Consider the following 19,313-nt stretch of genomic DNA (forward strand, 5'->3'; position numbering starts at 1 on the left):
ATAAACCTTAAATTGAGAGTTTAAGCACCAAAAGAAAGGAGCAGCCCTTATATTCAAGCGACCACCCCAAAGTGCTTATTTTATGAAAAATTAAGGCTAACCAACTATAAACCAATAACCCTAAACAAGATCCCCAACTAACATAATCAATATAAATTAGCAGACACTTAAATCTCTACAGCAACCCTCTGCAACCGATTAGCCTCTGGCAATGCCCATTCAATCGGCTTTTCACCACGCTGTTGCAACCAATGATTGACTTGAGAAAAAGGTCGGGTGCCAAAGAAGCCGCGATGAGCCGATAGGGGAGATGGATGTGGAGCGCGCAACACCAAATGCTTGTTGCGATCAATAAAGCCTCCCTTCTTCTGCGCGTAACTACCCCACAGCACAAATACCAAACCTTCTCGCTGTTCCGCCAATTTATGAATGGCGGCATCAGTAAACTGCTCCCAACCACGGCCCTGGTGAGCACCGGCCTTACTATCTTCTACGGTAAGGGTAGCGTTGAGCAGCAGTACACCCTGCTCCGCCCAGGGCTGGAGGCAACCGTGATGGGCAGGAGCAATACCCAGATCCGAATGCAACTCTTTATAGATATTCTGTAGAGAGGGCGGGATACGGACACCCGGCATTACAGAAAAACACAAGCCATGAGCCTGGCCAGGTCCGTGATAGGGATCCTGACCAAGAATCACTACTTTCACCTGATTAAAGGGGGTGGAGTTAAAAGCATTGAAAATCTGCCCACCAGGAGGGTAAATCCGCTTACCGGCCTCTTTCTCTCCCCTCAGGAATTGACGTAAATGGGCCATATAAGGCTGCTTGAACTCCTCGCCCAACACACTGTACCAGGAAGGATGAATTTTGATATTGTCCGGAACCGGCATTATTAAACCTTGAATATTTTCTTAACTTGTCTTCGCAGCTCCGGCACCACTTCTTCCTCAAACCAAGGTCTGCGACGCAACCATAAGGTATTGCGTGGACTGGGGTGCGGTAAAGGGAAATAGCGGGCCGGCAAGGCATCGCGATAATGGCGCACATTCTCAGTAATACTGCCATACCAATGCGGCAAGTAGTGGCGCTGGGCGTATTGTCCCACCAATAGAGTAAGTTGCAAGTTTGGCAGCTGCTCCAGCAGGCGCTGATGCCAGGTAGTGGCGCATTCAGGACGCGGAGGTAAATCTCCTCCCTTGCCACGACCAGGGTAGCAAAAACCCATAGGAATGATGGCAATCTCGGATTCGTCGTAGAACACCTGCCTATCTATCGATAACCAATCTCGAAGGCGGTCGCCGGATGGGTCATTCCAAGGGATACTGGAAGCATGGACTTTGGTACCCGGCGCCTGGCCAACTATCAGCAAACGTGCCGACTCTGCTGCACGCAGAACAGGATTGGGCCCCAGTGGCAGATGCTCCTCACACAAGCGACAAGCTCGTATTTCTTCCAGCAATGTGGATAATTTCTTCTTTGCCACTAATTCTCAACCCTCAGGAAAACCAGACGCAACATCAGTCCCAAACGAACTCTGGAAGCTCTAGTCCAACTGATATTAAGGCTGTTAAACATCACAAATATACTTTAGTTTTAGACAGCGACCTTATGGCTATCGTCGCTGGAATAGATCTCCAAGCAACTCACCAAGCATGGCAAATCAGCCATAACCTCGCTTGCTGGGTAAGTAGGGATCTCTGGAAAAGAGGGTAAGGATTACACTCTAAGATATTCAAGGCCTTACCACATAAATCTTGACTGGTTAAACCTTCAGGGTATCTACAAAAAAACAACCACAAGTAGCAGATACACTCCCCAAATCTGGCTTTACTGGACACCCTCAGGAAAGGCCAAATGTAACAAAAGCGCGCGGCGATCCTGAGGATTTGCACTGCGGCTGATGTTATCGTTATCAAACACTATAAATATACCTTCTTTCCCTACAGCCAACCCATCTCCCTTGCCTCCAGTGCGATGTGCCTCATATTGTAACTCAGAAGATTTTTCAATTTCTCGGTAGTCCAAGCACCATTCAGCTTTGAGGCTTGGTAGAACTCTTCGGCATACGGCATAAGCATTTCGCTCCAGAGTAAATAACCCGCCATCATAATAATCAAGCGCTCCCAGATCTTCAGGCTCTCCACGAAAGTTCAATCCGGCAACCGGTGGTGGAGTAAAAAGCTGAACATCGCCATTGGGGCTAAGCTTTACCAAACCGCGAGGCTCACTCTCCATAGCTACCCAAAAGTCATCACCAATTTTCACTAAACCCTCGCTAGCAAGGTTGAAGCCCTGCATGTAACCTCGAGCTCTGGCCTCGGTGGTCCACATAGCATCCAACCAGTGAGCGTTCCCCTGCCGGTCCACTTCAAGAATACGATTGTAACGCTCACTTACTATATAGATATATTTATCGGAGCATGTAATTCCCTCAAAATCCATTGCACCCACTGGCCTGGATAGGTCCAAGATAAAATGCCAAAAATTTCTAGGCTTATCTTTTTGGGGAACAGTTAGTCCTGAAAGCTGCAAATAAGAAGCTAATTTTGCGTGTCTGCCTTCTCGTTTTAGGGTGAAAATTTCCCTTGAATTTTTATCAGAAATCGTGAGCAGCTCCCCATAACAAAAACTCAGACCAGATATACCTTCTCCCACACTACCATCCAACCAATAGTGGTTTATCTTTTTTGCGGGAATAACTTCAGCTCCTACTCCCGTAACTGAGAGTAATACGCCGGTAATTACATAAAGAAAGCTCTTAATCATAACGGGCCCAAATTACTGCTTAGCTTTATAGCCAATTCATATGTCTCCGTTCAATCTAATCAATAACTTCCGGGAAACCCAGCTGTAAAAAGAGGGCACGTCGGTCTTGTGGATCAGCACTACGACTAATATTATCATTATCGAACACGATAAAAATGCCCCCTTCTCCGATAGCTAGGCCATCTCCCTTACCCCCCGTGCGAGAAGCCTCATACTTAAGCTCAGAGGATTCCTCTATTTCTCGATAGTCCAAACACCATTCTGCTTTTAGACTTGGCAGAGCCCTTCGACACACCGCATAAGCATTTGGCTCAAGAGTAAACAAAGCTCCATCGTAGTAATCTAAACCGGCCAAATTTTCAGACTCCCCACGGAAATCCAAATCTTTTACTGGTGGCGGTGTAAATATCTGGACACTCCCATCAGGACCAAGTTTTACCAAACCACGAGGATCACGCTCCATAGCCACCCAAAAATAATCCTTTACCTTTGCCAATCCAACACCAGAAAGGTTGTACCCTTGCATATAACCCTGAGCTTTTGCCATTGAGGACCACATATTTTCCAGCCAGTGCCCCTTGCCCCGCATATTTACCTCAGCAATACGATTGTAACGTTCGCTCAGTAAATAAATGGATTTATTAGTGCAACTAATTGCCTCAAAGTCCATCGCGGAAGCCGGACGGGTCAGCTCAAGAAAAAAATGCCAAAAATTTTTTGGTTTATCTTTCTTTGGAACTTTCAACCCTGAAATCTCTAAGAAAGTTTCCAATTTTGCACTTCCACCCTCAATCTTAATTCGATAAATTTCTCTTGAGTATTTATCTGAAACTGTAACCAAGCTATCACCACAGAAACTCAAGCCAGAAAGACTCAACCCAGCACTACCATCAACCCAGTAGTGCGTGATTTTTTTTGCGGGAATAATTTCAGTTGCCTGCCCTGTCAGTGAGAGCAATATCCCAACAGCACCAGATAAAAAACGATTTTTCACGGTAAATTCCATTTACTATGGAAACAATAAAGCTCTAGAACTACATCATTATCGATAAAGTTTTTAACGCTAAGCTGTCCTCTCATTAATCAGAAAAATTCTCCTACAGTAGAATCAGGATCTAAGCGTTACCAGGAAACTTGCGACATACTCACATCGGCTTCTAAGATACGATATGCAAAGTCGGCTGTTGCTCATCATAGTAGCCCCAACACTTATCAGCAATTTGTCGATAATTTGCTCTTTTGTAGAAGGCCATTGTTTGGAGATTGCCAACCTCGGGATTAAAAAATCAGATATAACGCAAATTATGCGCCATATTGGCTAGGCAGCTCCTAATAACCTCAGAGATGAACTGAACTCATTCCATATAAATTGAATAACTATTGATTATCTCTGGGGAAAGCTAAGTGAAGTAGTAGTGCACGTTTATCATCGGGAGCCAGAGCGCGGCCTACATTATTGTTATCAAACACTACAAAAATACCTTGCTGATTGACAGCCAATCCCTCCCCCTTGCCATAGCGAGTCTCTTCGTAGACACGTTCTGGGGACACTTCAAGGGCATGGTAATCCAGGCACCATTCCGCCTTCAGGCTTGGCAGAGCCCTGCGACATACCGCATGCGCATTACGTTCCAGGGTAAACAAAGCCCCGTCGTAATAATCCAAGCCGGTCAGGTCTTCCGAGCGCCCTCTAAAGTCGAGGCCAGCTACCGATGGTAAAGAAAACACACTGGCACCACCGCTCGAGTTCAACTTCAGCAAGCCCCGCGGTTCGCGCTCCATAGCTACCCAGAAGACGTCACCGGCCTTTACCAGCCCCTCACTGGAAGCATTGGCTTTTTGCAAGTAGCCTTGAGATTTCGCGGCGGGTGACCATAGGTACTCTTGCCAGCTTGCTTTTCCCTGGTCGCTCACCACAGCAATACGGTTATAGTGCTCACTGACAAGATAAATGGTGCTTCCATCACAGCTAACTCCTTCGAAGTCCAGCTCATCAGCTGGGCGAAAGAGTTCCTTAAATGCCTCCCAGAAACTCACAGGCTCATCATGCTCAGGCACACCTAAGCCATCTAGTTGAAGATGGGATACCAGATCGGCATCCCCGTCGCGCAACTTTAGTGTATTAATTTCTCCAGAATTTTTATCAGAAACTGCAAGTAGCCTGCCGGCACAAAAACTTAAGCCGGAAATATCCAGGCCCGCGCTATTATTCACCCAATAGCTAGCCTTTAACCTGGCAGAGCTAACTTCTGCCACTACTACCAGTGGTGAAAGCAACATAAATATAAAACTGAAGAAAAAACGCATAAAAACTACAAACCCAGTTAATCGCGGAAGTTATTGAACTGTAGCGGTTGTTCCAACTCCTTACTGCGCAGCAAGGCAATTACCTGCTGCAGATCATCGCGCTTCTTACCAGTAACTCGTACTTGCTCACCCTGAATAGCCGCCTGCACCTTAAGCTTTTCATCTTTGATCAATTTAACGATTTTTTTTGACAGATCTTTGTCAAGCCCGTTCTTTAAGGTCACACCTACTTTAACCTGCTTCCCAGACTGTTCTTTTTCTCCTACATCCATCGCCAAGGGGTCAATATCACATTTGATCAACGCACCACGTAACATATCCACCATCTGGTCAACCTGCATATCCACCTCAGCACGAACCACCAGAGAGAATTCACTCATCTCCACTTCAGCATCCACGCCTTTAAAATCAAAACGGTTGGTGACTGTGCGATTCACCTGATCCACCGCGTTTGTCAGCTGATGCTTATCCACTTCAGATACAATATCAAATGAAGGCATTAATTTTTCTGCTCCTATTTCCAGATTTCCGGAGTAATCTCCGCGTTGTTAGTACCATCGGCTAGCCATATATGACCATCCTGAATGGAAATGCTGAACTCCATATTTCGCTCGGCCATCGCCGTCAGCTGTTCAGTAGCGTCTGCAGCCAAATGATAAACCCTGAGGTTATCAAAATGTGTAAGCTGGCTCTCCAGCTTTTGCCACCACACTGGCGCAGTACGCCGCCCGTAACTGTAAACTAAAACTTGCTCAGCCCGATTGCTGGCTTTACGCACACGCTCCTCAGTAGGAAGACCTACTTCCACCCATAGATCTATCTCACCATTGAGGCTTTTCTGCCACAGGTCCGCCTCCTCATCTGAAGAGAGACCTCTAGTGAACTCAAGGGAATCCGCAGCGTTGTGGGCAAATGCCAGCAAGCGCACCATCATACGCTCATCGGTTTCCGATGGGTGACGGGCCAAAATTAACTGATGCTCCGCATAATAATCCCGATCCATATCGGCGATTTGTACTTTGGCCTTAAAAATTGTTGCTTTTAGTGCCATTTCGGCTCCATCTCTGTGCCGCCCCCAGCACAGAGACTAAGGCGGACTATTCTTGGTTGGTTTACAGGAGAATAAGGATACCCCGCATGAGCTCTGCCGCTGGCAACAGTCTACCCTCTTGGCACTGCATCCTACTCTGCCTGCTGGTGGCCTTGCTCAGTGGCTGCGGCATCAACAACATCCCTACCTATGACGAGCAGGTAAAAGCCGCCTGGGCCCAAGTAGAGAACCAATACCAGCGCCGGGCAGACTTGGTACCCAATTTGGTAAAAACAGTACAAGCCTATGCGGGCCATGAGCGTGAGACACTGCAAGCGGTTACCGAGGCTCGCGCCAAGGTAAATTCTATGCAGCTAGATGGCAACCTACTCAATGATCCAGCCAAGCTGCAACAATTCGAAGCTGCCCAATCCCAACTCTCCAGCGCCCTGGCCCGCCTAATGCTCGTGGTAGAACGCTACCCCGACCTTAAGGCCAACCAGAACTTCCTCAGTCTTCAATCCCAGCTGGAAGGAACTGAAAACAGAATCAGCGTGGCGCGGCGGGATTATATCCAGGCTGTGCAGCGCTACAACCGGGAAATCCGCACTTTTCCCGGTAAGATTTGGCACGTAATTCTTTACCGCAATATGCCTCTGCGTGAGACTTACCAAGCTACCACTGAGGGGGCGGAGAAGGCTCCAGAGGTGAATTTCCAATAGGCAGGTGTCAAATTTATGATTCGCTCCGCACTGCTTGCCTTAGCCCTAATCACCTCATGGATGACTATGTCGCTGTGGGCAGATGTACAGTTTCCCATACTGACGGGGCGCGTAATAGACAAGGAAGAGCTTTTATCATCAGAAGAACGATACCGACTGACTGAGCAGATCCAGCAATACGAATCTGAAAGCAGCAATCAACTCGTAGTCGCAATTTTGCCAGATCTACAAGGGCTCACTATAGAGGAGTACGCCAACCAGCTGGCACGAGAATGGAAGCTGGGTCATAAGGATAAAAACAATGGCATTTTGTTTTTAATCGCACCTAACAAGCGCAAGGTTCGCATTGAAGTCGGCTACGGTCTGGAGAGCGCACTGACAGACGCATTGGCTGCCAATATTATCCATACCAAAGTACTGCCGAAATTTCGCCGTGGAGCTTTTTCGGAAGGTATAGAAACTGGCGTGCAGTCTATCATCGCAGCCACAAAAAATGAGTATGTAGCCGAACCCATAGAAAATAAAAAAGACCGACGCATCGCCTTTTTGGCAGGAATATTCCTGATTTTAGTAATGCTGCACCTGTTTGGCACTTCAATGCTCAGTTCACCCGTACACAAGCGTAGCTATAAGCGAGGCCGCTTCGGCGGCTACTATGGAACGGGTGGTTTTGGAGGCGGTTACTCCAGCGGTGGCAGACCGGGGGGCGGGTTTAGCGGAGGTGGTGGCGGCTTTGGCGGAGGAGGCGCGTCGGGAGGATGGTAATGCTCAGCAACAGTTATCAACGCCAAGTAGCCGAAGCGATCAAAGAGGTGGAAACCCATACTGATGCCGAAGTAATGGCTGTTGTAGCAAAAGAAGCGGACAACTACTTATACATTTCCACGTTGTGGGCTGCATTTCTCGCACTTTTACTTTCCCCGCTGTTCCAATACCTGCCTTGGTGGATTAGCTTCCAACAGGCTTTTATACTGCAATGGATACTATTTATTGCCCTAGCAATTTTTTTCCGCTGGCGCCCCATCACAATGCGACTGGTCCCCAAAAAGATAAAATTTTGGCGAGCATCCAACCTCGCCCGTCGCCAGTTTCTCGAACAGGAATTACACAGTACCAAAGGTCGGCTTGGACTTTTGATTTTTGTATGCGAGGCAGAGCACTATGTAGAGATTTTGGCAGACCGCGGCCTCGCCCAGCATATTACCAATGACAATTGGCAGGTGATTATTGAAAGCTTTATACAGGAGATCAAACGGGGCAAGGCTGGGGAAGCCTTACTTTCATGTATAGCGCAATGTGGCGAGTTATTGAGAGAGGCCGCACCTAGAAGTGCAGTAAAAGACGAGCTGCCCAATCATTTAGTGCTAATTAACTAACCTGAACATCATATCTGCCAACATATTCATCGACAGCTTCGGCGTATAACTGGGGAAGGAAGTATCCGTCAAAAAAACAGTGTGAATCAACTCGATAAGTAAAATTACGAATACATGCACTGATTAAGGACAAGTCAGAGGAATGTTCAATCTATACTGATAGGATCGGCACTCGAAAATTTAATTACTACGTCTATGTCAAGACTAACGGAGCCTTGAACAACAAATAAGGCCTCTCAACTAGCCAGTTCTAATTAATATGAAGCCAACCCACTAGTTTCTTACTAAAAATGATTCAAATCAGAACAATAGAAGCAGGACTTATCAAAAAAATAGGAACTCTAGTCAGTATTTTTTTGATCATTTTGACACCATCTATCACCTATGCCAACTTCATAGGTTACGCCGGTGCCGAGACTGCTCCAAATATCGCTGAAATTGAAGTTACTGGAGATAAACTGCAAATCAGATTTGAAATATCAGCGGAAGATGCCGAAAAGTTCTGGCCTGAAATCCTTCCCACAGAAAGTATCTATGAACTGGCTATAGCCGTCAAAAAGCACAAAAAATTTGCTGTTAAAATTTTTACCGAAAAAAGGGAAATCAAACCGACAAATTCCGAAATTCGCATCGCCGAAAGAAAACCAAGAAACTCCCCCTTCGCTGGCAAGCTTGATCCACGCACTGGTCTTAGAGCGCCCAAGCTCCCAGATGATGAAATTATTTTACTGGCAAATATAGAATATCCTATCAAGGGGGTAAGTCATCTGGATATCCAACCCCCGCTAGGAAATGATGGAGAGGCAACAGTTACTATCGGATTTACCAGTCAACACGGTAAAACTCCAGTCAGTAATTTCCAATACTTATCTCGGACAGAATCTCTCAATATTGACTGGAAAGATCCCTGGAATACCAAATTTTCCAACCACAGCCTCAACCGCCAAAACCGCTATCCATTGCAATCTTTCCTCTATGTAGAGCCACGCCAAATTCGACACGAAATACTATTGCGCCCCAAAGATTTACTACGGTGGACTGATCAAAATTTCAATGCCTGGCAACCATTAACCACCAAAAAACGTGAACTTCTTCGCCGCACAACCTTGAAATACCTACGGGGCAAAAATCCAACTACTATCGACCGTGAGATATCCGAACCAATCAGCACTGAAATAATATTCCTCAAAGCCAATGAGGCAGGCTATACGAAAATAACTGAAGATGAATCAATAGAAATCGGCTCCCTACTTATCGGCTACAGGGAAAGATTCAAAATTAAAGAGCTGCCTCAGAGTGTCAGTATCGACTGGACTATTTTTACCGATGCTATAAACTCGGTACCAACACTGATTCAAGACCCTGCAGGCCCCTTTCCCACCCATGTTGCGCCTGATTTTCCAGATATACAATGGCGCAACTACTTATACGACTACCGTGCTCCCAATAGCGGTCCAGTACTCATTGAGAACCCCAGCGCCGTAATCCCAATGGCAGTGCTCTTCGGGTTTTGCATTTTTATTTTCTTCATCCTGACTCTTCGCACTAGAAGAGTAGAGGCGAAAAACAAGCACCCTATTCTATTTTACAGTATTGTACTTATTTGTGCAGGAGCTATTTACTATACCCTCCCAGGAGAGCTACGCATCCCCCTGCCTGGGACGGTCAACAAAAAAGAACTTGAACAAATGGTAGAAACACTTCTTAAGAGGCTGGCCGCTGCATATGAAGAACCCCAAACTGAAGCATTAAACACCCGCTTATCTAATCTTATTAGCGACGAAAATTTCAAAAACACCACTACCAATCTTTCACATATTTTTCAACCAGTGACTTCTAGCGGAAATTCGGGTTCGTTGCGCTCAATCAATAATCTTGAAGTAGAATATGCTAAACATATAGTTATCAATGGGAATAAGGCGTTCAGAATCACCAGCAAGTGGCAAGCAACTGCAGAGGGTTACAATTGGGGGCAGATAGAAAAAAAAACGCAGGAAATAAGGGCAAATATTGAAATTATTCAGTCAGACAAGCACTGGAAGGTTTTCGCATTTACCTCTCTTTCTATACGTTAACTAAAACAGTCACTTTTTATTGAGCACAACACTTACCACCTAAGCCAGCTAAAGATCTACGCCCATATGGGCGCAGATTTAACTATACAGTTACCTATTCCTGTTTCAGCCTGATTCAGAGGTATAGGAAGCTGTTTCAGCATCGCCATCCCCATTGTCATTTATTATTTTATCAATAATCTTAATAATAGTTTTTATAAGGCCACCATTAACTTCCTGCATTTCATTGACCGTGAGCTCTTTCATAAGTAAAGTCCTATATTTAAATTAAGGGTATTTCCGTTTATCTAAGCAACTCCAGAAAATGCACTGGATAATACAATCCGCCTCCCTGCAGACCTGACCGTCTCCGGCCTATGAGCAACCAGTACTCTGGTTATGGCAAGTCCTTTGATATGGTCATTAACCAAAGATTCTGTAGCCATATCCAAGTGACTAGTTGCTTCATCCATGAACAAAATGCGTGGTACACGATAGAGCGCGCGTGCCAGCACAATTCTCTGCTTTTGCCCACCACTAAGGCTGGTACCCATATCACCAACCAAGGTATTGTATTGCATAGGCATATACATTATCTCATCGTGAATACATGCCTTTTTCGCACTACGAACTACTTCCTGCATATCTATCTTGGGTTCAAAGCAGGCGATATTGTCGCTAATGCTACCTGCAAGCAGTTGATCATCCTGCAAAACTCCAGCTATCTGACTTCGATAGTGAGGTATTTGCTTTAAAGGCTGACCATCGATCAGGATCTCCCCCGCTGTCGGCTGCAGCAAACCCATCATGCACTTTAAAAGAGTACTTTTACCGCACCCGCTTGGGCCTACAATGGCAACAGTTTCACCGGGTTCTATTGTAAAGCTCAAATTTTGAAAGGCTGGTGTTTCCGCTTCACCATATTGAAAAGTAAGATTACGCACCTCAATTTTACCTTGCAGAGGTCCACTCCGATCAATTTCCACTCTACGATTACATACTTCCCCCGTTGACTCAGTCTTAGTAAAGACAATGTCAGACAATCGATCCAAATGTAAACCAAGCATTTTCAACTCTATCCACTTTGCGATTAATGCATCCATGGATTGTACAAAGCGGTTCTTGTAGCTCATATAGGCATAAAGCATACCAATAGTGAAAATATTACCCATCACAGCTATTGCAGCAAAATAAATCACCAAAAGATTTTCTATACCAAACAACAAACGGTTCGCCGTTTTATAACCAATATTCCAGCGGGTGATGCGAATATCCTTATTAATGGCATCGACCAAATAGTTTTGCCACTGACTTTGACGATCATTTTCACGCTGAAATAATTTAATTGTCTGTATGGCTCGCACCGACTCCATAAAGTGTGAGTCATGCTTTGCCTGCACAACAATTTCCTCTTCAGTAAGGAGATGCAACGGGCGATACAGCAATACTCGTAAGATAATATAAAGCGCAACCGCCAATAGCACAATTAACGTTAGCTTCATATCATAAAATATCATAGCGACGAGTGTAATGAGAGCCATTATTCCGTCCACAACTGCAGCAACCAATCCTGTGGTAAGCAACTCACGTACTTTGTTCAGGGAACCAAAGCGAGAGACTATATCGCCCATATGTCGGGTAAAAAAATAATTCATCGGCAAACGAATCAGGTGGCGAAAAAGATTTGCTGCCATTTGTACATTTAGCCGACTAGAAACATGCAGAATGACCCATTCCCTTAACGCATTCGTACCAACTTGTATCGCCAGTAACAAGCCAAAACCCATAGCTAATACCAATAGCAGGCTTTCATCCCCCCGCAAGATGACATCATCCACCACGGTTTGCATATAGAAAGGGGAAACTACAACAAACAATTGCAGTATCAATGACAGTATCAATATCTGGCCCAAACTACGTTTTAGCCCACTGATAGACGACCAGAAATGACGTAGCTTAAGCTGTTGACGGTCCTCCCCCAGTTGAAATTCATCTGTCGGCAAAAGTTCCAGAGCAACACCAGTAAAGTGTTGGGCAAGCTCCTCAAGGGACAATATCCGCTCCCCCATTGCTGGATCATGAATAACGGCAGTACCGCGCTGTAATGACTTGAGTACCACAAAGTGATTCATATCCCAATGGAGTACACAGGGACACTGCAACTCTTCCAACTCCTCCATTTCAAGTCGCAGTGCACGGCCCGCTAAATGTAAGCGATCAGCGATATCTACCAGGGTCTTGAGGTTGATGCCATGATTGGAAATATGAAATCGGTGGCGCAGACTAACAAGGTCAGTATCATAACCATGAAATCCCGCAATCATCGCCAGACATACCAATCCACACTCCGCAGCCTCCGTCTGCAAAATTACCGGCAATTGGCGATGTACAGAGAAATTCAAATGGGTTTCCGCTCGCCCATTATTTACCGATGACCATGCGCTGGTTTCCATTACAACCGCCCCTTTAAACTATAAATTGGTTCCAGCAACCACTCTAATAAGCTTCTCTCCGACAGATTCACATCGGCAGACAAAGTCATACCTGGCTTGAGTTGAAAGCGTCGCCCGTAGGCATTAACCGAAGGATCAGCCAGCTCTACAATGACCTTAAAAACCGGCTCATCCACAGCTACAGGTACACGATGTAACTCATCAGGCAGAAGAACAGTGTCTGACACTTCCAGTACAGTGCCGGCATAGAGACCAAATTTTTGGTAAGGGAAGGCATCATAGCGAATTTTCACTTGCTGGCCCGGACTGAGAAAGCCCGCTGAGCGTACAGATACCAGCAATTGTGCCGTTAGTATATGCCCCTCCGGCAACAGTGATAAAACTGGAATATGGGTTTGCGTCTGTTGCCCCTCAAACGCCTGCAAATTACTAACCACTCCTGATCGGGATGCTTTAACGATATAAGCTCGCTGACCATGCAATTTAGCTATTTGCTGGGCTAGGTCTGAGAGCCTTGTTCGCAATTGATCACTACTATTAGCGTATTCTTCGGGGAGTAGTAATCGATCTCTTTCAAGCCTCTGAATTTGATTGCGTAAATTAACCCGACTCCGCTCAAGCTCCTGTCGATCGACATATAGCTCCAACTCCTGGGCAATGGTGGCATCCAGTTCTGAAGAGGATACATGACCATCTAGCTTTAGAACACGGTAACGTTCTACCTGCTCAGCCACTAACGCAGAATGTCGGGATTGCAATTCTATCTGTTTTTCAAGTAGTGCCAGATCCTCCCTACTAGCATTAATACGCTCATCTACATCATGGAGTTGTTGACGATAAATCTTATCGCCGCGCTCAAGCTGCTCATTGACTAGCTTTTGTTGACTCTCATATTCAGTCAATAATAAGGCCTCGAGGTTCTTTCCGTCAGCTAATATCCGATCTCCATTTACCACTAGCAGTGGTTGGCCTTTAATCACCCTATCACCTTCGCGCACCAGAACCTGTTTAATAATGCCCGAACGCTCAGCATAAACCCGCACCAATCCAGAGGCTGGCTCCAACCAGCCAGTTACGCTCTCCTTGCGAGCATAACTGCTAATAGCTAACCAGATAAAGACAACTGCTATCCAAATTAGTAGCAGCGCGAGAATAGCGGTATGTGAAAAACGCGGCAGGAGTAAAACCCCACCGTGCAAGCGATCCACTTGCCTTTCTACAACTTGCTGGCGAAACAGTCCTGTCACCACAATTACCTTATTCCAGGTTAATTATTTAACGGTCAGATTTTTATCTTCACACAGCAATGCTGTCAACGAAGTAAAACCAAAAACTTTATAACAACCGTCCCAGTAATGTTTCTGATAAACCGGGGCCCTCATCTATTGATAGGCTTTTTAGCGAGGTTAGATCCGCATATTAACACCAGAATTCAACCTTTAAAAATCTCAAAAATTTAAAGCCATTATCAACCCTGGCTCCATAAGAAAATCGCCTTTAAATTTTTATTTTTTTATTGTTTATCTATCAAGCCAGATATAAATACACCCAAAAAACTCAGGCATCTCATTCGAAGATCTATTCCAGGGGGAACGTTTTATAAAAAGAATATTATTGCCAGGTTCGCGATTAAATCACAAACAGAATAGAAGTGAATATACTTCACCAACAAGCATCATAGGAGTACCAGGAAAACGGAGTCTCCAGTCAGTATTTATATATTATCCAAACCTAATAATCAGGGATCACCAACGCCATGTAGCGGCTATATAGGGCCCATGCTGGTCAATATCATAGGCAAATTTTCCATCTGGAAGTCTACTGGAATAGTCGATACTGTAATACTGGTAACCCAAACGTAAGGATGTTGCTTCCCAAGCACGCCAGTCAAGTCCGACCAGTAGATTCCATTGCAATTCGTCACCGCTGGCACCAAAACCTCCGATTTCAGTGCGCGCCCCCAGAGTAAGACAATCATTCAGCCTGAGCCCCACTCTGGTGCCTATAGCTGGTTCCCACCAGCTCTTGCGGCCTCCCAGCCGGTTTCGCACTTCAGGCATCGGGGCAATATCAATTCCTACCCTGGCTTTCACCTCCTGCCGGAGACGGTTCCAGCGTACACCCGCACCGACATCCCAAAAATAACGGTGGTCACCAGTGGCAAAACTCCCATCTAATAAACGAAATGCACCAAATGCAGCAACCCACCCCTGATGTACATCCACATTTACATCAATATTGATGTCTATATCTAACTGTGGATTTCTGGGAGGGCGTATACTAGCCCCCTCTTTTAAATTCAGGTGTACATAATAAAGATCGGTAACTACGCCAAAGCGTCCCTTCCAGGCCTCAAGCCGGGCAGAAAAAGCCACATTTAGAAGTTCCAGGGTTCTCTTCAGGTTGAGATCAACATCCACTGTGGTTCCAGCCACTGTAGACTCACCCTTGGTACGCAAGGGCAGGAATAAGTATGGCGTGACGGCAAAGCGCCAGCCGTTTTGAGTCGAGACTCTAGGAAGGGAAGGCGTATACGGTACAGGAAGGTTTTGGAACTCAATTGGTACCGAGCTAGCATTTAGTTCCTGTGATAGAGGGTATTGTAACTTCGACTGAGCCAGGGCAGTACAGCAGATAAACAAACTCCCCAGCCCACAAATACATTGCGCCGCCTTAGTTGCCAACACTTTCTCCTTCTTTTATTGCTCACTTTCTACAGCTCTGCAATTTCGTCGATGGATTTATTTAGAGTAGATCGCGGCCGTAACATCAGTTACACAGATGCGACAAACGGGAAAAGGCCAATGAAATTCCTGTACAGGAATGCCCGACTTTAGAAGAGGATATCCGGAGAGGGCCGTCGCGCCGAAATATTGACGCGACGGCAGAGCACACTGCTAGTAGCGCGGTGAGCCGTTTAATCGTTCGTTTCAGGACGCATATGCGGGAACAGCAGTACGTCGCGAATCGATGGAGAGTTGGTAAACAGCATTACCAGACGGTCGATACCGATGCCCTCACCAGCGGTGGGCGGCAGACCGTATTCCAGCGCGCGGATATAATCGGCGTCGTAATGCATGGCTTCGTCGTCACCGGCATCTTTCTCCGCAACCTGGGCCTTGAAGCGTTCGGCTTGATCTTCCGCGTCATTCAACTCGGAGAAACCGTTGGCAATCTCGCGGCCGCCAACGAAGAATTCAAAGCGGTCGGTGACAAACGGGTTGTCATCATTACGGCGAGCCAACGGAGACACTTCGGTTGGATACTCAGTGATAAAGGTCGGCTGGTCGAGACGGTGCTCTACAGTTTTCTCGAAGATCTCGATCTGTACCTTACCCAGGCCCCAGCTGTCTTTCAGTGGGATTTGCAGCTTCTCGGCAACGGCGCGGGCGGATTCAATATTGTCGATATCGGCCGCAGTCAGTTCCGGGTTGTAGTGCAGGATGGAATCGAACACAGACAAACGCGCGAACGGCTTGGAGAAGTCGTAGCTGCTGTCCTGGTATTCCACAGTGGTGGAGCCCAGAACATCTTCACAGATACCGCGCAGCATCTTCTCAGTGAGATCCATCAGGTCGTTGTAGTCCGCATACGCCTGGTAGAACTCAAGCATGGTGAATTCGGGGTTGTGGCGCGTGGACAGGCCCTCGTTACGGAAGTTGCGGTTGATCTCGTAAACCCGCTCAAAACCACCCACGACCAGACGCTTCAGATACAGTTCCGGGGCAATACGCAGGTACATATCGATATCCAGCGCATTGTGGTGAGTAACGAACGGGCGCGCACTGGCACCGCCGGGAATAACTTGCAGCATAGGCGTTTCCACTTCCATAAACTGCTGGGCGTTGAGGAAATCGCGGATGTACTCGATCACTTTGGAGCGCACGCGGAACACTTCGCGGGCTTCCGGCGTGGCGATCAGGTCCACATAGCGCTGGCGATAACGCATTTCCTGATCGGCGATGCCGTGGAATTTTTCCGGCAGCGGGCGCAGTGCTTTGGTCAGCAGGCTGTACTCTTCACAGTTGACGTAGAGATCGCCCTTGCCGGATTTGTGCAGTGTGCCTTTTACGCCGACGATATCGCCGATATCCCAGGCACCGAAGCGCTCTTTAATATCTTTCTGTGCCGCTTTATCGGCGTAGAGCTGGATGCGGTCAGACACATCCTGGATCACCATAAAGGGTCCGCGTTTAGCCAGGATTCGCCCCGCTACGCACGCCCGTTTACCCAGTTCTTCCAGCTCCTCTTTCTGTTTATCGCCGAACTCAGCTTGCAGGTCGGCAGCGAGGTTCTCGCGGCGAAAACTGTTGGGGAAAGCATTGCCCTTCTCGCGCAGAGCGGAAAGCTTGGTGCGGCGCTCGGCGATCAGTTTGTTTTCGTCTTGCTGGATATCAGTCATGGTGATCTATCAGTTTTGTGAGTGATATTACCCCTCGTCCCATTAGTGAGAGACGAGGGGCGCGGTGAGAGTGGAGTCTTTAAATCAGAGGCCGGCTTTGAGGCTGGCTTCGATAAATTGGTCCAGGTCTCCGTCCAGTACTGCCTGGCAGTTACTGGTCTGGACACTGGTACGCAGGTCCTTGATACGCTGGTCGTCCAACACGTAGGAGCGGATCTGGCTGCCCCAACCGATGTCGGCCTTGCTGTCTTCCATGGCCTGCTTCTCTGCGTTGCGCTTGAGCATTTCCTGCTCGTACATTTTTGCGCGCAGCATTTTCCAGGCTTTATCGCGGTTCTGGTGCTGGGAGCGCTCGCTCTGGCACTGCACGACGATCCCGGATTCTGTGTGGGTCAAACGCACAGCAGAATCGGTTTTGTTGACGTGCTGACCACCGGCGCCTGACGCGCGGTAGGTGTCTTCACGCACCTGGGATTTGTCGATTTCAATCTCGATATTGTCATCGATTTCCGGTGACACAAATACCGAGCTGAAAGAAGTGTGACGGCGATTGCCGGAATCAAACGGCGATTTGCGCACCAGGCGGTGTACACCGGTTTCTGTGCGCAACCAGCCGAAGGCATGGTCGCCGGCAAAGTGCACGGTGGCACTCTTGATACCGGCCACTTCCCCCGCAGAGACCTCTTCCAGGGTGGTCTTGAAGCCGTGGGCTTCACCCCAGCGCAGGTACATACGCAGGATCATTTCCGCCCAGTCCTGGGCCTCGGTACCACCGGAGCCGGCCTGGATATCCAGGTAGGCATTGTTCTCGTCATTCTCGCCGGAGAACATACGGCGGAATTCCAGAATCCCCAGCTGCTGCTGGAGACCTTCGATCTCAGTGGAGACCTCCCCTACGGAGTCCTCATCATTTTCCTCGACTGCCATTTCCAGCAGTTCGCGGCAATCGGCGATACCGGAGTCGAGGTTTTCGATGGTATTAACCACCGTTTCCAGGGAGGAGCGCTCGCGCCCCAGTTCCTGTGCGCGGTTGGGGTCGTCCCAAACGCTCGGCTCGGCCAGCTCCAGCTCTACTTCGGTAAGGCGTTCTTTCTTGCTGGCGTAGTCAAAGATACCCCCTAAGAACGTCAGTGCGCTCTTCGAGGTCTTTTAATTGATTGAGGAGGGGATTGATTTCCATGAACTTTCGGTGTCCGGACAAAATAAAAAGCGGCGCGCATTCTACCGCAGCGCGCGGGGGTCCTGCCAGTCGACAGCTAATGAGATACCCATTGGATTAGCCTGGAAGCTGACCAGATAACCGGTCCAGGATTGCGCACTCGGGTGAGTCGTTGCCGGCACAACTTTTCTCAAATGCCAACAGGGTTGTACGCATTTCGAGCAGGTCTCGGAGTTGCTCTTCCAGGTGGGATAGTTTTTCACTGACCAGCAGCTTGGTTTCCCGGCTGCGCCTGTCGGGGTTCTCGCGCAACTCCAGCAAAGCCCGAACCTCTCCAGTCGAAAAACCGCTGACACGGGCCCTCTGGATAAAGCGCAGGGTTTCTACATCACTTGCAGTGTACTGGCGGTAGCCATTAGCCCCACGACTGGGAACCAACAGGCCAATTTCCTCGTAGTGACGTAAGGCTTTACTACTTAGGCCCGAGCTGCGGGCTGCCTGAGATATATTCACCGATAGCACCTACGGATTCCAAGGCTCACCAAACACCACAGCAAGCACTATTCAACAATTTCTAGGCGCTGTTATCGCGACATGCCGCAAATTGGTATTGCACCTGCTCGGCGGGATCGAAACCCAACTCCAACGCTGCATCTAAAGCATCCATACCAACGAGATGCAGCAATATATCTCCGGTAGGGGCCCCACACACTGCCGGGTACATCCTGTCAGTTCGCACGCCACAGCGGGACTCCTGTACCGCAATGCCATTCTCTCGTAATTTGGCCAGGCTCTGTTGTAGTGTCATACCTCCACCTTCACACTGCTTGCGACCGCTTTTGCGATAGACCCAAACCAACTCCCCCGGCCTCGGCGCGGGAGCGCTTGGCGCTACCTCCGGCTGGGTAGGCCCCGGGGTATTTTCAACTTGATTTTCCATTGCCTGCTCCTCCTTGGCACCGCCGCAGGCAGCCACGGCCACCACCAGGGTCAATGCAATCAATGCAGATAGTGTTGTTTTTACCATCGAACTTCCTCCATAAA

The 19,313-nt window shown here is 47.6% G+C and carries 19 protein-coding genes; 4 read left to right on the top strand and 15 right to left on the bottom strand.

What is annotated here, in order from left to right; translation table 11 throughout:
* Positions 1 to 167 precede the first annotated feature (167 nt).
* The 7 genes from ung to ACJJJB_RS12490 all read right to left on the bottom strand — a co-directional run bounded on the left by ung (position 168) and on the right by ACJJJB_RS12490 (position 6,124).
* A complete protein-coding gene (ung, locus tag ACJJJB_RS12460) occupies positions 168 to 890 on the bottom strand; it encodes a uracil-DNA glycosylase (RefSeq protein WP_353376557.1) in 723 nt (240 codons plus the stop codon).
* A 2-nt stretch (positions 891 to 892) separates the two neighbouring features.
* Positions 893 to 1,483 (bottom strand): uracil-DNA glycosylase family protein, encoded by a 591-nt coding sequence (locus tag ACJJJB_RS12465; protein WP_040628784.1) that lies wholly within the window; start codon positions 1,481 to 1,483, stop codon positions 893 to 895.
* Positions 1,484 to 1,827: 344 nt separating this feature from the next.
* Positions 1,828 to 2,766: an esterase-like activity of phytase family protein gene (locus tag ACJJJB_RS12470; RefSeq protein WP_445365001.1), complete on the bottom strand. Its 939-nt coding sequence runs from the start codon at positions 2,764 to 2,766 to the stop codon at positions 1,828 to 1,830.
* 55 nt (positions 2,767 to 2,821) lie between these two features.
* Complete coding sequence (locus ACJJJB_RS12475; protein ID WP_353376556.1) at positions 2,822 to 3,760, bottom strand: hypothetical protein; 939 nt, start codon at positions 3,758 to 3,760, stop codon at positions 2,822 to 2,824.
* Positions 3,761 to 4,143: 383 nt separating this feature from the next.
* The gene (locus tag ACJJJB_RS12480; RefSeq protein WP_445365002.1) at positions 4,144 to 5,073 is read right to left on the bottom strand and encodes an esterase-like activity of phytase family protein; all 930 of its coding nucleotides are present in this window, start codon (positions 5,071 to 5,073) and stop codon (positions 4,144 to 4,146) included.
* 17 nt (positions 5,074 to 5,090) lie between these two features.
* Positions 5,091 to 5,573, bottom strand: coding sequence for a YajQ family cyclic di-GMP-binding protein (locus tag ACJJJB_RS12485; RefSeq protein WP_020413483.1), 483 nt, complete (start codon positions 5,571 to 5,573; stop codon positions 5,091 to 5,093).
* A 14-nt stretch (positions 5,574 to 5,587) separates the two neighbouring features.
* Positions 5,588 to 6,124 carry a YaeQ family protein gene (locus ACJJJB_RS12490; protein ID WP_445365003.1) on the bottom strand — a complete coding sequence of 179 codons (537 nt, stop codon included), beginning with the start codon at positions 6,122 to 6,124 and terminating at the stop codon, positions 5,588 to 5,590.
* Between the two features lie 86 nt (positions 6,125 to 6,210).
* On the opposite strand from ACJJJB_RS12490, the gene ACJJJB_RS12495 reads away from it, so the two are divergent.
* From ACJJJB_RS12495 to ACJJJB_RS12510, 4 genes are all read left to right on the top strand, one after another.
* A complete protein-coding gene (locus ACJJJB_RS12495) occupies positions 6,211 to 6,825 on the top strand; it encodes a LemA family protein (protein WP_282952868.1) in 615 nt (204 codons plus the stop codon).
* A gap of 15 nt (positions 6,826 to 6,840) precedes the next feature.
* Positions 6,841 to 7,590 (top strand): TPM domain-containing protein, encoded by a 750-nt coding sequence (locus tag ACJJJB_RS12500; protein WP_445365004.1) that lies wholly within the window; start codon positions 6,841 to 6,843, stop codon positions 7,588 to 7,590.
* A complete protein-coding gene (locus tag ACJJJB_RS12505; protein WP_245556691.1) occupies positions 7,590 to 8,201 on the top strand; it encodes a TPM domain-containing protein in 612 nt (203 codons plus the stop codon). Before ACJJJB_RS12500 ends, ACJJJB_RS12505 begins: the two co-directional genes overlap by 1 nt.
* Positions 8,202 to 8,491: 290 nt before the next feature.
* Positions 8,492 to 10,276 (top strand): hypothetical protein, encoded by a 1,785-nt coding sequence (locus ACJJJB_RS12510; protein WP_445365005.1) that lies wholly within the window; start codon positions 8,492 to 8,494, stop codon positions 10,274 to 10,276.
* Positions 10,277 to 10,381: 105 nt separating this feature from the next.
* Here ACJJJB_RS12510 and ACJJJB_RS12515 read toward each other — a convergent pair whose 3' ends face one another.
* The 8 genes from ACJJJB_RS12515 to ACJJJB_RS12550 all read right to left on the bottom strand — a co-directional run bounded on the left by ACJJJB_RS12515 (position 10,382) and on the right by ACJJJB_RS12550 (position 19,296).
* Positions 10,382 to 10,522: a class IIb bacteriocin, lactobin A/cerein 7B family gene (locus ACJJJB_RS12515; RefSeq protein WP_020413489.1), complete on the bottom strand. Its 141-nt coding sequence runs from the start codon at positions 10,520 to 10,522 to the stop codon at positions 10,382 to 10,384.
* 41 nt (positions 10,523 to 10,563) lie between these two features.
* Positions 10,564 to 12,708, bottom strand: a complete 2,145-nt coding sequence (locus tag ACJJJB_RS12520) for a peptidase domain-containing ABC transporter (protein WP_282952862.1) — start codon at positions 12,706 to 12,708, stop codon at positions 10,564 to 10,566.
* Positions 12,708 to 13,955 (bottom strand): HlyD family secretion protein, encoded by a 1,248-nt coding sequence (locus ACJJJB_RS12525; protein ID WP_282952861.1) that lies wholly within the window; start codon positions 13,953 to 13,955, stop codon positions 12,708 to 12,710. The genes ACJJJB_RS12520 and ACJJJB_RS12525 overlap by 1 nt, the downstream gene beginning before the upstream one ends.
* 498 nt (positions 13,956 to 14,453) lie before the next feature.
* A complete protein-coding gene (locus tag ACJJJB_RS12530; RefSeq protein ID WP_353376547.1) occupies positions 14,454 to 15,392 on the bottom strand; it encodes a hypothetical protein in 939 nt (312 codons plus the stop codon).
* Between the two features lie 233 nt (positions 15,393 to 15,625).
* Entirely contained in the window at positions 15,626 to 17,110 is a 1,485-nt protein-coding gene (lysS, locus tag ACJJJB_RS12535) for a lysine--tRNA ligase (protein WP_282952859.1), read from the bottom strand.
* Between the two features lie 84 nt (positions 17,111 to 17,194).
* A protein-coding gene (gene prfB / locus ACJJJB_RS12540; RefSeq protein WP_157533496.1) for a peptide chain release factor 2 occupies positions 17,195 to 18,290 on the bottom strand; the annotation gives its coding sequence in 2 pieces (ribosomal slippage) (positions 17,195 to 18,217 and positions 18,219 to 18,290; 1,095 coding nt in all).
* Positions 18,291 to 18,386: 96 nt separating this feature from the next.
* On the bottom strand, positions 18,387 to 18,782 hold the full coding sequence (locus ACJJJB_RS12545) for a MerR family transcriptional regulator (protein ID WP_026305094.1): 396 nt from the start codon (positions 18,780 to 18,782) through the stop codon (positions 18,387 to 18,389).
* 61 nt (positions 18,783 to 18,843) lie between these two features.
* Positions 18,844 to 19,296 carry a hypothetical protein gene (locus tag ACJJJB_RS12550; protein WP_353376544.1) on the bottom strand — a complete coding sequence of 151 codons (453 nt, stop codon included), beginning with the start codon at positions 19,294 to 19,296 and terminating at the stop codon, positions 18,844 to 18,846.
* Between the last annotated feature and the right edge of the window lie 17 nt (positions 19,297 to 19,313).

Source organism: Microbulbifer variabilis (genome assembly GCF_052468405.1).

Bases quoted from the DNA above. Each gene is read 5' to 3' on its own strand.
- ACJJJB_RS12510 (WP_445365005.1), top strand. From the start codon at position 8,492: ATGATTCAAATCAGAACAATAGAAGCAGGACTTATCAAAAAAATAGGA.
- ACJJJB_RS12495 (WP_282952868.1), top strand. From the start codon at position 6,211: ATGAGCTCTGCCGCTGGCAACAGTCTACCCTCTTGGCACTGCATCCTA.
- ACJJJB_RS12485 (WP_020413483.1), bottom strand. From the start codon at position 5,573: ATGCCTTCATTTGATATTGTATCTGAAGTGGATAAGCATCAGCTGACA.
- ACJJJB_RS12480 (WP_445365002.1), bottom strand. From the start codon at position 5,073: ATGCGTTTTTTCTTCAGTTTTATATTTATGTTGCTTTCACCACTGGTA.
- ACJJJB_RS12505 (WP_245556691.1), top strand. From the start codon at position 7,590: ATGCTCAGCAACAGTTATCAACGCCAAGTAGCCGAAGCGATCAAAGAG.
- ACJJJB_RS12550 (WP_353376544.1), bottom strand. From the start codon at position 19,296: ATGGTAAAAACAACACTATCTGCATTGATTGCATTGACCCTGGTGGTG.
- ACJJJB_RS12500 (WP_445365004.1), top strand. From the start codon at position 6,841: ATGATTCGCTCCGCACTGCTTGCCTTAGCCCTAATCACCTCATGGATG.
- lysS (WP_282952859.1), bottom strand. From the start codon at position 17,110: ATGACTGATATCCAGCAAGACGAAAACAAACTGATCGCCGAGCGCCGC.
- ung (WP_353376557.1), bottom strand. From the start codon at position 890: ATGCCGGTTCCGGACAATATCAAAATTCATCCTTCCTGGTACAGTGTG.
- ACJJJB_RS12490 (WP_445365003.1), bottom strand. From the start codon at position 6,124: ATGGCACTAAAAGCAACAATTTTTAAGGCCAAAGTACAAATCGCCGAT.
- ACJJJB_RS12515 (WP_020413489.1), bottom strand. From the start codon at position 10,522: ATGAAAGAGCTCACGGTCAATGAAATGCAGGAAGTTAATGGTGGCCTT.
- ACJJJB_RS12520 (WP_282952862.1), bottom strand. From the start codon at position 12,708: ATGGAAACCAGCGCATGGTCATCGGTAAATAATGGGCGAGCGGAAACC.
- ACJJJB_RS12470 (WP_445365001.1), bottom strand. From the start codon at position 2,766: ATGATTAAGAGCTTTCTTTATGTAATTACCGGCGTATTACTCTCAGTT.